10 protein-coding genes and 1 tRNA gene are annotated in these 11939 nt (G+C 68.6%); 6 read left to right on the top strand and 5 right to left on the bottom strand.

Going from position 1 to position 11939, the window contains the following annotated elements:
- Positions 1-82 precede the first annotated feature (82 nt).
- Positions 83-571 (top strand): redox-sensitive transcriptional activator SoxR, encoded by a 489-nt coding sequence (soxR, locus tag VXD91_RS07515; protein ID WP_346415082.1) that lies wholly within the window; start codon positions 83-85, stop codon positions 569-571.
- 12 nt (positions 572-583) lie between these two features.
- Here the strand turns inward: soxR and VXD91_RS07510 are convergent, their stop codons facing one another.
- Positions 584-1624 (bottom strand): PAS domain-containing protein, encoded by a 1041-nt coding sequence (locus VXD91_RS07510; RefSeq protein WP_346415081.1) that lies wholly within the window; start codon positions 1622-1624, stop codon positions 584-586.
- Between the two features lie 55 nt (positions 1625-1679).
- Positions 1680-4022 carry a DEAD/DEAH box helicase gene (locus VXD91_RS07505; RefSeq protein ID WP_346415080.1) on the bottom strand — a complete coding sequence of 781 codons (2343 nt, stop codon included), beginning with the start codon at positions 4020-4022 and terminating at the stop codon, positions 1680-1682.
- Positions 4023-4203: 181 nt separating this feature from the next.
- On the opposite strand from VXD91_RS07505, the gene VXD91_RS07500 reads away from it, so the two are divergent.
- From VXD91_RS07500 to topA, 3 genes are all read left to right on the top strand, one after another.
- The gene (locus tag VXD91_RS07500) at positions 4204-4407 is read left to right on the top strand and encodes a cold-shock protein (protein ID WP_020100960.1); all 204 of its coding nucleotides are present in this window, start codon (positions 4204-4206) and stop codon (positions 4405-4407) included.
- A gap of 123 nt (positions 4408-4530) precedes the next feature.
- Complete coding sequence (locus VXD91_RS07495) at positions 4531-5112, top strand: hypothetical protein (protein WP_212807319.1); 582 nt, start codon at positions 4531-4533, stop codon at positions 5110-5112.
- A 145-nt stretch (positions 5113-5257) separates the two neighbouring features.
- Entirely contained in the window at positions 5258-8083 is a 2826-nt protein-coding gene (topA, locus tag VXD91_RS07490) for a type I DNA topoisomerase (RefSeq protein ID WP_212807318.1), read from the top strand.
- A 58-nt stretch (positions 8084-8141) separates the two neighbouring features.
- On the opposite strand, the gene VXD91_RS07485 is transcribed toward topA, so the two are convergent.
- On the bottom strand, positions 8142-9737 hold the full coding sequence (locus tag VXD91_RS07485) for an adenylate/guanylate cyclase domain-containing protein (RefSeq protein ID WP_346415079.1): 1596 nt from the start codon (positions 9735-9737) through the stop codon (positions 8142-8144).
- Positions 9738-9820: 83 nt separating this feature from the next.
- Between VXD91_RS07485 and VXD91_RS07480 the strand changes: the two genes are divergently transcribed.
- Both VXD91_RS07480 and VXD91_RS07475 read left to right on the top strand, forming a co-directional pair.
- Positions 9821-11053 carry a DNA polymerase III subunit delta' gene (locus VXD91_RS07480; RefSeq protein ID WP_346415078.1) on the top strand — a complete coding sequence of 411 codons (1233 nt, stop codon included), beginning with the start codon at positions 9821-9823 and terminating at the stop codon, positions 11051-11053.
- 57 nt (positions 11054-11110) lie between these two features.
- Positions 11111-11186, top strand: a tRNA-Thr gene (locus VXD91_RS07475).
- 12 nt (positions 11187-11198) lie between these two features.
- Here VXD91_RS07475 and VXD91_RS07470 read toward each other — a convergent pair.
- Both VXD91_RS07470 and VXD91_RS07465 read right to left on the bottom strand, forming a co-directional pair.
- Positions 11199-11555 carry a hypothetical protein gene (locus VXD91_RS07470; protein WP_212807315.1) on the bottom strand — a complete coding sequence of 119 codons (357 nt, stop codon included), beginning with the start codon at positions 11553-11555 and terminating at the stop codon, positions 11199-11201.
- A gap of 36 nt (positions 11556-11591) precedes the next feature.
- Positions 11592-11936, bottom strand: coding sequence for a hypothetical protein (locus tag VXD91_RS07465; RefSeq protein ID WP_029118980.1), 345 nt, complete (start codon positions 11934-11936; stop codon positions 11592-11594).
- Positions 11937-11939 lie beyond the last annotated feature (3 nt).

Below are 11939 nucleotides of genomic sequence, written 5' to 3'. Positions count from 1 at the left end.
AGGACGCAGAAGAAGAGGTCACCCCACCCGGGCCGATCGGTCGTTGTGTCACTTGCCATGTCACTACCGTAGAATCTCAACTATGGTTGAGATCAAGCGTATGGGTCCGACCGACCTCCTGACCATCGGGGAGATCGTCAAGCGGACGGGAGTCTCCGCGTCCGCGTTGCACTTCTACGAGCGAAAGGGGCTGATCCACCCCGAACGCACGTCGGGCGGGACGCGGTTGTACCCGCGTCACCTCGAGCGCCGCATCGCCGTCATCCAGGTGGCGAAGCGGCTCGGCATTCCGCTCAGTGAGGTGGCCGAGCACTTTCAGACGCTGCCCGACGACCGGATGCCGTCATTGCGCGACTGGACCAGGCTCAACAAGCGGTGGCGGGCGCAACTGCGTGAACGGCAGCTCGAATTGGAGCGGCTGCAGTCCGAGATGGACCAGTGCATCGGGTGCGGGTGTATCTCGCTCAACCATTGTCTGGTCATCAACCCCGGCGACACGCTCGCCGCCGAAGGGCCGGGTGCGCGGCGCCTGCTGCCGTTCGACGGGTCGAATCCGGCTGGCGCCGAATAGAACTCGTCTGGGTCAGGATTCCGGCACGTCGTCGTTCAGCCGGTCCCCGGCTGCCACCAGCTCTCCGTAGGTGGGCAGTCGCAGGGACAGCAGGCCGGCGAAGGTGTCGTCGGCGACCTGGAGCCGGTGCGCGGTGACGTGAATCGGCACCCACCCGCCGTCGTTGGCGCGCAACCGGAGCACCCGCGATGTCGGTCCGCTGCCGAATTCGACCGTCATGACGGCCATCTCGGCGATCTCGTTGGGGTGCACCACGGTTTCGGACGTCGCGTCGGCGCTCCAGTCGAAGAGCGGACAGGGCTCGTCGACCCACTTGATGAGCTTCCAGGTGTTCAGATCGACCAAGGCCCGGTACACGCCGGGAACGGCCGGGCCGCCCGCGAGCTGCTGCGCCCGGTCGAGCGGGGTGGCCGCCGAAGTGTCGCGCACGCCGCGCCAGTTCATGGCCCGGCAGATCAGCCGATCTCGGTCGTCCTCGTCGGGCTCGTTGAGCACCCGCGCGGCGAATCCGACGCTGATGGGCCGGCCCCGGAAGTCGGTCATTTCCCAAGTGCTGGTGAAGGTTTGGCCCGGTTCGGGTTTGAGCACGGCCGAGATGACCCGCGCCTCGTTCGGGTTGAGCTTGCGGGTCTGCAGGTCGTCGGCGAACGCCCGGCCGTGGGTGGCCTCGGCCGCCGGGTTGAGGCCGCTGTTGGCCAGCGACTCCATGGTGTCGGTCGCGATGCCGTTGGTCAGGTCCCACTTCAGAGGACCGGGGATCATCCGGTCCGGTGGGTCGGCATCGGGAGCGCCGACCCAGACATGGACGCCATGGATGCGGCCGTCGGTCATCTGCACCACTTCGGTCCGGATCACCCGGTCGCTCTTGGGTGTGATGCTCGTCAGTGGCAGGCCCGCGCGGACGGTTTCCCCGATCGCCGACTGGATGGCCATCAGACTCGCGTTGCGCCGCAGGAAAGTGCTGATGGGAACCATGTCCTGGGTTTGCTGCCCCAACGCGACGACGGCAGGTTCGGCGCCGAGGGTCTCGACGAGGAGCCAGTCGTCCGTCATGGTCGTAGTTTATCCGTTTCGGCGCTCTTTGCTCTGCCCGGCTGCGGCCTGCCGCCTACCTGCCGTGGGCTGCCAAAGTGTCCACTACCAGGCGAAGTACCTGGACAGCACCGGCTTTGTCCAGGGGATCGTTCGCGTTGCCGCACTTGGGCGATTGCACACAGGAGGGGCAACCGTGACGGCACTCACACGCGGCGATCGCCGCGGCCGTCGCGGCCCACCAGGTGGACAGCTGCCGGAACCCGCGGTCGGCGAACCCGGCGCCGCCCGGATAGCCGTCGTACACGAAAATCGTTGGCAGGCCGGACAAGTCGCCGGGGGCGGGGCCGGCCGCGGTCGACACCCCACCGATGTCGCCCCGGTCGCAGCTGGCCACCAGCGGCAGCAGGCCTATCGCGGCATGCTCGGCAGCGTGCAGTGCACCGGGTACGCGCAGCGGATCAATCCCCTTGTCCAGCAATATCTCCGGGGTCATGGTGCACATGACCGCCATGGTGTCCAGCGTGCGGGTCGGCATGTCCAGGTCGACGAAATCGAGCACGGTGCCGTCCATGGCCCGGCGCAGGAAGCCCACGACGGTGTTGGACACCGACACCGGGACCAGGCCGATGGCGACGGGCCCGAACCGGTGGATCTCTCCGGTACCGCGCACGCTGATATCGGTGACCTCCCGGGCCGACGTGGTGTACCCGGGATCCTCGGCGTGCACGAAGGCGACGCCGGCCTCGAAGTCGAGTGCGTCGACCAGGAACGTCTCACCCTGGTGCAGGTGGACGGCGCCCGGATGCACCGAGGCCGGTGCCTGCCCGGCGCCGGTGCTGCCCAGCATGCGTCCGGTTCCGGACTCCAGGATGGCGATCTGCCCGCCGGACGAGCCCCGGATGTCCACGGCGGGATGCGGATCCACGCCGGGCGCCGGGAAGTAGCCGGCGGGACGCTTGCGCAGCAGGCCGTCGTCGACGAGGGATTCGGCCACCGCTTCGGCGTCCCACATCCGCACCTCGGCCGGGGTCAGTGGGAGTTCGGTTGCCGCGCACAGTAATTGCGGGGACAGCACGAAGGGATTGGCGGGATCGATGACGATCCGCTCGATGGGTTTGTCGAGCAGCGCGGCGGGATGGTGCACCAGATAGGTGTCGAGCGGGTCGTCGCGCGCGATCAGCACGATCAGCGCGCTCTGACCGCGCCGTCCGGCCCGGCCGGCCTGCTGCCAGAAGGACGCCACCGTGCCGGGGAACCCGGCCAGCACCACCGCGTCCAGTCCGGCGATGTCGACGCCGAGTTCCAGCGCGTTCGTGGTCGCCAGGCCACGCAATTCGCCTTCCGTCAGTGCATGTTCCAGCGCCCGGCGGTCCTCGGCGAGATACCCCGCGCGGTACGACGCCACCAGCGGGGCCAGGTCGGGTGCGACGTTCTCCAGCCGGGCCCGCGCGCCCAGCGCCGTCAACTCGGCGCCGATGCGCGAACGGACGAAGGTCAGGGTGCGGGCGCCTTCGGCGATCAGGTCGGCCATCACGCGCGAGGCCTCGGTGCCCGCGGCCCGGCGCACCGGGGCACCGTTCTCGCCGATCAGATCGGTGAGCAGCGCGGGCTCCCACAGCGCCACCGTGCGGCCGCCGTGCGGCGAGCCGTCCTCGGTGATGGCGGTGACGGTCTGGCCGAGCAGCTCGGACGCCGTCTGCGCCGGGGCGGCCGTGGTCGCGCTGGCGAACACCACCGTGGGTGCGGACCCGTACCGGTCGCACAGCCGTAGCAGCCGGCGCAGCACCATCGCGACATTGGAACCGAAAATGCCGCGGTAGTAGTGGCATTCGTCGATCACGACGTACTCGAGCTGCCGCAGGAACACCGCCCACCGGGAATGGTTGCGCAGCAGGGACAGGTGCACCATGTCGGGATTCGAGAAGATCCATCGGGATCGCTCCCGGGCGAATTGCCTTGCCTCGGTTGAGCTGTCGCCGTCGTAGGCGGACGGTGCGGTGTTGCTGAGGCCGGGAATCGTGGCGCACAGCGACTGCGCGGCCCGCAACTGGTCGTGGCCCAGCGCCTTGGTGGGGGACAGGTACAGGGCGCGGGCGTGCGCATCGGTTTGCAACGCATGCAGGATCGGCAGTTGGTAGGCCAGGGATTTACCGGACGCCGTGCCCGTCGCGATCACCACATGCCGCCCGGCATGTGCCAACTCGGCCGCGGCCACCTGGTGCGACCACGGCTGTGCCACACCACGATCGGTGAAGGCCTGCGCCACCTCGGCGCCAACCCAAGTGGGCCAGGGCATTCGGCGCGCCTGTCGCGGCGGCAGGTCGGCGACGTGCCGCAGCGGCTGCTCGCCGGCCGGCGTGCCGTCCAGCGCAGCCGACAACAGCGTGCGGCCGAAGTTCGACTGTCCCTGCGTCACAAGATGAATTGTTAACCACAGTTCGCTGTGCGACTGTTGCGGCAGCGTGGAACATGGTTGACTGATCTTGGTCGCAGCTTCTGTGTTCGTGTGTCCGCACCCGGGAACGTCGCCTGCGTTCCCGGTACGCCGGAAGACTCGGTGGACCGCACCCGCAGTAACAGAAGGAAATGAAGGACAAATGCCACAGGGGACTGTGAAGTGGTTCAACCCGGAGAAGGGTTACGGCTTCATTGAGCAGGAAGGCGGCGGAGGCGACGTCTTCGTCCACTACAAGCAGATTCAATCCAACGGGTTCCGCACCCTTGAGGAGAATCAGAAGGTCGACTTCGAGATCGAGCAGAGCCCCAAGGGTCCGCAGGCTCTGAACGTCCGCACCGTCTGAGGTTCACAGACTCCGTCGAACGCCCCCGCATCGTCAGCGACGAAGTGGGGGCGTTTCGCATCGCCGGGTAGGTCGCGCCCGGCCTCCCTGCCTTTTGGTGTGAGCTGGCCTACTGTCGGCAGGGTGAGTCAGCTGTCCTTCTTCTCGGCCGAGTCGGTGCCGCCTGCGGTCGCCGACCTGACCGGGTTGCTCGCCGCGCCGGGACAGGTGGTGATGGCTGGGGAAGCCAGAGTCCGGCTCTCCGTCGTCGTCGACGCGTTGTGGCGGGCCGAGGCGCTGGCCGAGATGATCGCCGAGGCGGGCCTGAAGCCCGAGATCACCCACACCGACGAGAAGACGCCGCTGGTGCGCACCGAGGCCGACGCCCGGCTGGCCCGGATGGCGCAGGACTGGACGCGCGGTGCGGTCAAAACCGTGCCCGACGGGTGGTTGCCGGGCCCCCGGGAGCTGCGCGCGTGGGTGCTGGCCGCGGGTACCGCGGAACCGAACGGCTACCTGTTGGGTTTGGATCCGCACGCACCGGATACCCATTCGACGTTGGCGTCGGCACTTATGCGAGTCGGTATCGCGCCGACCCTGATCGGGACGCGGGGTCACCATCCGGCCCTGCGGATCAGCGGCCGTCGGAGGTTGTTGCGCCTGGTAGAGAACGTGGGCGAGCCGCCCGGGTTCACGGAGGCGTTTCTCCAATGGCCCCGGATTTAGGGGATGCAGCCCGTATATTTTGGCCGCATCCGGTTTGCGTAGGCTCGCGCGGAGTGTCAAATTGTGACTTGCCTTGGAACCGGATGACCGTTAGGCATTCATTCGGTGTCCTAGTGCCGACCAAGAAGTGGAGCGTATAGATACGGTGGCTGACCTCGATGGTGCCGGTAGCGGCAGCCGGGTCCGGCGACTCGTCATAGTCGAGTCGCCTACCAAGGCGCGCAAGATTGCCGGTTACCTCGGCTCCAACTATGTCGTCGAATCGTCGCGCGGACACATTCGCGACCTCCCGCGCAACGCCGCGGACGTGCCGGCCAAATATAAAGGTGAGCCCTGGGCGCGCCTCGGCGTGAACGTCGACGACAACTTCGAGCCGCTCTACATCGTCAGCCCCGACAAGAAGGCCACGGTCACCGAGCTCAAGGACCTGCTCAAGGGTGTCGACGAGCTCTACCTCGCGACGGACGGTGACCGCGAGGGGGAGGCCATCGCGTGGCACCTGCTCGAGACGCTCAAGCCCAAGGTGCCGGTCCGGCGCATGGTGTTCCATGAGATCACCGAGCCCGCCATCCTGGCCGCCGCCGAGAACCCGCGCGACCTGGACATCGCCCTGGTCGACGCGCAGGAGACCCGTCGTATCCTCGACCGGCTCTACGGCTACGAGGTCAGTCCCGTGCTGTGGAAGAAGGTCGCGCCGAAGCTGTCGGCCGGCCGTGTGCAGTCGGTCGCGACCCGGATCATCGTGCAGCGCGAGCGGGAACGTATGGCGTTCCGCAGCGCCGGCTACTGGGACGTCACGGCGGAACTGGACGCCAGCGTCTCCGACCCCGAGGCGTCCCCGCCCAAGTTCACCGCCAAGCTCAACACCGTCGACGGCCGGCGCGTCGCCACGGGCCGCGATTTCGACTCGCTCGGCGCGGTCAAGAAGCCCGACGAGGTGCTGGTGCTCGACGAGGCCGCGGCGGGCGCCCTGGCCGCCGGACTGCGCGGCGAGTCGCTGACCGTCAGCTCGGTGGAGCAGAAGCCGTACACGCGCAAGCCCTACGCCCCGTTCATGACCTCGACGCTGCAGCAGGAAGCCGGCCGCAAGCTGCGGTTCTCCTCCGAGCGCACCATGAGCATCGCGCAGCGGCTGTACGAGAACGGCTACATCACCTACATGCGTACCGACTCCACGACGTTGTCGGAGTCGGCGATCAACGCCGCGCGCACCCAGGCCGGGCAGCTGTACGGCCCCGAGTACGTGCATCCGACGCCGCGGCAGTACACCCGCAAGGTCAAGAACGCCCAAGAGGCACACGAGGCCATCCGGCCCGCCGGTGACGTGTTCCAGACGCCGGGCCAGTTGCACGGCGCCCTGGACACCGACGAGTTCCGGCTGTACGAGCTGATCTGGCAGCGCACCGTCGCCTCACAGATGGCCGACGCCCGCGGCACGACGCTTTCTCTCCGTATTTCCGGCCAGGCCCGCACGGGCGAACAGGTGGTGTTCAGCGCTTCCGGCCGCACCATCACCTTCGCCGGCTTCCTCAAGGCCTACGTCGAGAGCCTCGACGAACAGGCCGGGGGCGAGGCCGACGACGCCGAGAGCCGCCTGCCCAATCTGACCCAGGGTCAGCGCGTGGATGCCGCCGAGCTCACCGCCGACGGGCACACCACCAATCCGCCGGCCCGGTACACCGAGGCCTCGCTGATCAAGGCGCTGGAAGACCTGGGCATCGGTCGCCCGTCGACGTACTCGTCGATCATCAAGACCATCCAGGACCGCGGCTATATCTATAAGAAGGGCAGCGCCCTGGTGCCGGCCTGGGTGGCGTTCGCGGTCGTCGGGCTGCTCGAGCAGCACTTCGGGCGCCTGGTCGACTACGACTTCACCGCCGCCATGGAGGACGAACTCGACGAGATCGCCGCCGGCAACGAGCAGCGCACCAACTGGCTGACCAACTTCTACTTCGGCGGCGACCACGGCGTCGAGGGCTCGGTGGCCCGCGAGGGTGGCCTGAAGAAGCTCGTCGGCGTCAACCTCGAAGGCATCGACGCGCGAGAAGTCAACTCCATCAAGCTGTTCGACGACGCCGAAGGCCGAGCCATCAACGTCCGCGTCGGTCGCAACGGGCCGTACCTCGAGCGCATGATCGCCGATGAGGAGAACCCCGGTGAGCTGAAACCGCAGCGCGCCAACCTCAATGACGATCTGACGCCCGACGAGCTGACCCTCGAGCTGGCCGAAAAGCTCTTCGCCACACCGCAAGAGGGCCGGGTGCTCGGTGTCGACCCGGAGACCGGGCACGAGATCGTCGCCAAGGACGGGCGTTACGGCCCGTACGTCACCGAGGTGCTGCCGGCGCCGCCGGAGGAGCCGGATGCCGGCACCGGTGCGAAGAAGACCAAGAAGCCCGTCGGCCCCAAGCCGCGGACCGGATCTCTGTTGCGCTCAATGGATCTGGAGACCGTCACGCTCGAGGACGCGCTGAAGCTGCTGTCGTTGCCTCGCGTCGTCGGTGTCGATCCGGAGAGCAACGAGGAGATCACCGCGCAGAACGGCCGCTACGGCCCATACCTCAAGCGCGGCAGCGATTCTCGCTCACTGGCCACCGAAGAGCAGATGTTCACCGTCACGCTCGAAGAGGCGCTGAAGATCTACGCCGAGCCGAAACGCCGTGGGCGCCAGGGCGCTGCCACGCCGCCGCTGCGTGAGCTGGGCACCGATCCGGTGTCGGGCAAGCCGATGGTCATCAAGGACGGCCGCTTCGGTCCGTACGTCACCGACGGTGAGACCAACGCCAGCCTGCGCAAGGGCGACGACGTCATGTCGATCACCGACGAGCGGGCCTCGGAGTTGTTGTCGGACAGGCGCGCTCGTGGTCCGGTGAAGAAGGCGGCGAAGAAGACCGCTGCCAAGAAGACGGCGGCGAAGAAGACGGCCGCCAAGAAGGCGCCGGCGAAGAAGGCCGCCGCGAAGAAGGCCTAGGCACATTTGCCGGACTTCTCAACGCAGCTCGTACCTCGCTGCTTGATCGGCGTCCGGCCTAGCTGGCGGCTTCGGTTTCGGGAGCCGGCCGCGGCGACGCCAGCGACAGCGGCCGCGCCAGCTGTGTGGGCGCGGACCGGCCGCGCAGCTCGACGGTCTCGCCGACGTCCCAGCACAGTGCCTCGGCGTCCAGCGCACCGCTGACCGCGATCGCCGATGCCAACACGTGGCCCTCTTCGAGCTTGGCGAGCTCGGTCAGGCGGGCGGCCTCGTTCACCGGGTCGCCGATCACGGTGTACTCGAAGCGGGCCAGCGCGCCGATGTGGCCGGCGATGGCGCGGCCCGCCGATACGCCGATACCGAACTCCGTGGTGCCCAGCACCGTCACCAGTTCGTCGTGCAGATCACGGGACGCGGCCAGCGCGGCACCGGAGGCGTCCGGGTGCTCGATGGGGGCGCCGAAGATGGCCAGCGCCGCGTCACCCTGGAACTTGTTGACGAACCCGCCGTGCCGGTTCACGGTGTCGACGATGATCCGGAAGAACTCGTTGAGGATCGACACCACCTCGGCGGCGGGCCGCGTCGACGCCAGCTGCGTCGACCCGATCAGGTCGATGAACAGCACCGCGACGTCGCGTTCCTGGCCGCCCAGCTCGGTGCCGCGCTCCAGGGCGCGGCGCGCGACGTCCTCGCCGACGTAGCGGCCGAACAGGTCGCGCAGGCGCTGCCGCTCGGACAGGTCGCGCACCATGTCGTTGAACCCGGCCTGCAGCAGGCCCAGCTCGCTGGCGTCGTAGATCTGCATGTGCGCGTTGTAGTTACCGCGCTGCACCTCACCCAGGGCCCAGCGCAGCTGGCGCAGCGGGTCGGCGATGGACATGGCGACCAGGACGTTGCCGGCCAGGCCGACGGCCAGCGCGGTGATCGCCAGCAGCAGGATGGGGGTGTTGAGCTGGTCGTTCTGGGCGATGAAGGTCGTGTACTGGCCGGCCAGCCGGGCCACGATGATGGCCAGCAGCGGCACGCCCGTCGACAGCACCCAGGTCAGGACCTGGCGCTGGATGACGCCGGGGGCCCGGAAGTTCTCGGGCACGCCGTCGCGCAGCGCCGCGACCGCGACGGGGCGCAGCACGCGCTCGGACTGCAGGTAGCCGATGATCGCGGTGGCGGTGGCGCCGAGCGCGCTGGCCACGGCGACGAACGGCGCCGAGCGGCTCGCCACCGGCCAGCTGGCGATGATGAACACCACCGAGCCGAGGAACCAGTTCCCGACGCTGATCAGCGTCCGGTAGTACGGCATCTTGAGCGCCCGGGTGCGGGCCAGCTCGGTGAATGCGGGGTCGTCGGCGTCGCCGTGCAGCGTGTCGCGCCGTTGCCAGCGGATCACGGGGATCAGCAGCCGCAGACTCAGCCAGGCCGCCACCACGAACGAGACGAACAGGACGGCCAGGAACACCGCCAGGTTCACCGCCGGCAGGTCCTGCAGCTGGATGCGATCTTCGGCCGGCAGACCGAACCGCAGGAAGCCCAGAACGAACAGGGCGCCGATGATGTCGGCCTGCAGCAGGCTCAGCGTGAACACCGGCCACGGGGTGCGCGCCACCCATCGGACGAACCCCCTGATTCGCCCGATGCGCTCTACATCGGTGGCCACCCGCTAACCGTATCCGGCCAGGGCGACGGATATTGCCGCTGCGCGCAGGTTCGTGTCGTCCGCGCCGGTTACTGTGGGGCGCGATGAGCGGAGTTTTCTCGCGTTTGGTCGGCCAGGATGCCGTGGAAGCCGAGTTGGTGGCCGCAGCGCGGGCGGCCCGGGGTGATTCGGCTCACAGCGGGCTCACAACCGGCAGCATGACGCATGCGTGGTTGATCACGGGGCCGCCCGGTTCGGGCCGGTCCATCGCCGCGGTGTGCTTTGCGGCGGCGCTGCAGTGCACTGCGGAGGCCGCCGAAGGCGGTCCGGGGTGCGGCGCCTGCCGCGCGTGTACGACGACCATGGCGGGCACGCACGCCGACGTCCGGCGCGTGATTCCCGAGGGGCTGTCGATCGGTGTCGACGAGATGCGCGCCATCGTGCAGACCGCGTCCCGGCGGCCCGGCACCGGCCGCTGGCAGATCGTCGTCGTCGAAGACGCCGACCGGCTCACCGAGGGCGCCGCCAACGCGCTGCTGAAGGTCGTCGAGGAGCCGCCGCCGTCGACGGTGTTCCTGCTGTGCGCGCCGTCGGTCGATCCCGAGGACATCGCGGTGACGCTGCGGTCGCGGTGCCGGCACGTGGCGTTGACGACGCCGCGGGCCGACGCCATCGCGCAGGTACTCATGGACAACGACGGGCTGTCCGAGGCCGACGCGCGCTGGGCGGCGTCGGTCAGCGGGGGACACGTCGGCCGGGCGCGCCGCCTTGCGACCGATCCGGACGCGCGATCACGCCGGGAGCGGGCCCTGGGCCTCGCCCGCGATGCCGCGACGCCGGCGCGCGCGTACGCGGCCGTGGAGGAGCTGGTCGCGGCCGCCGAGACCGAGGCCGTCGCGTTGACGGCCGGCCGCAACGAGGCCGAGACCGAGGAGCTCAAGACCGCGCTGGGCGCCGGTGGTACCGGTAAGGGCGCGGCGGGGGCACTGCGGGGCGCCGCGGGCGCTCTGAAGGACCTCGAGAAGCGGCAGAAGTCGCGGCAGACCCGGGCGTCGCGCGACGCGCTGGACCGCGCGCTGATCGACCTGGCCACCTATTTCCGTGATGCGCTGCTGGTGTCGTCGGGCGCGACGGGCGTGGCCGCCGCCAACCATCCGGACATGAGTGACAAGGCCGCCGCGATGGCCGCTCACGTGCCCGCCGACCAGCTGCTGCGGTGCATCGAGGCGGTGCTGGCCTGCCGCGAGGCACTGGCCACCAACGTCAAGCCGAAGTTCGCCGTCGACGCCATGGTGGCGACCATGGGTCAGGCTCTGCGGGCCGGACAACGGAACTGACTTTGGTTGCGCCGGACGCGTCCCGTAGACTCGTCCCGCCCCGCCTCGGTGGGGCGCGCCACCCTAGCTCAGTCGGTAGAGCAATTCACTCGTAATGAATAGGTCAGGGGTTCGATTCCCCTGGGTGGCTCCACAACTTTTTGCGCTACCGGCGCTGTTCGGGCTGCACGTGCGGGCCCGCGGACGGCGTCTCCGTAACCGGCGTCAACACGCTCGGGTCCAGGTTGAACTTCGGCTTGCGCATCGGGACGGCGATGCAGCCCTGAGCTTTTCCGTCGACGTACGAGCACTTCGTCTTGTCGCCGTTCTTGTCGGTCGTCGTGCAGGCCTCGTAGGAGTGCCCGCCCGCGACTTTGGATTCGTAGGTCTGGTTCGAACCCATGCAATCGCTGCCGACCGTGGCGTTGGCGCCGGGCGCGGACAGGATCGCCGGAACGGCGTACAGCGCGGCAGCACTCAGCAGGGCGGCCAATGTCGGCTTGATCATCGAGTTCGTGTTCATTGCTGGATTCCTTTTCGGGGTGGTGGACGACGGGGGTCAGGAGCGATCGACCTGAACCGGGACGAGGTCACCGGTCGGGATGTGGGGGCCTTTCACAGCCGTCCGCGGCACGGTGATGCAGCCCTGCGGTTTGTGATTGATTTCGGAGCACTGGGTTTTGACGCCGTCCGAGTTGGTCGTGGTGCAGCTCGCGACGATCGACCCGTCCGACCGCGTCCCGAGGGCGAAGGTGCCGTTGCCTTTTGTGCAGCGCTCGGCCAGGGAATCTGCGCTTGCGATGGGCGTCGTCAGCGCCAGCGGGGCCACGTACAGCGCAGCCGTGCCGATGAGCGCGGCCAGTGCGATGCGCTTGCCGTTTGCGGTCCCGGTGGTGGTGGTCATGGG

Source organism: Mycobacterium sp. SM3041 (genome assembly GCF_039668335.1).
GTDB lineage: Bacteria > Actinomycetota > Actinomycetes > Mycobacteriales > Mycobacteriaceae > Mycobacterium.
This window is presented reverse-complemented; position numbering and strand designations above follow the sequence as displayed.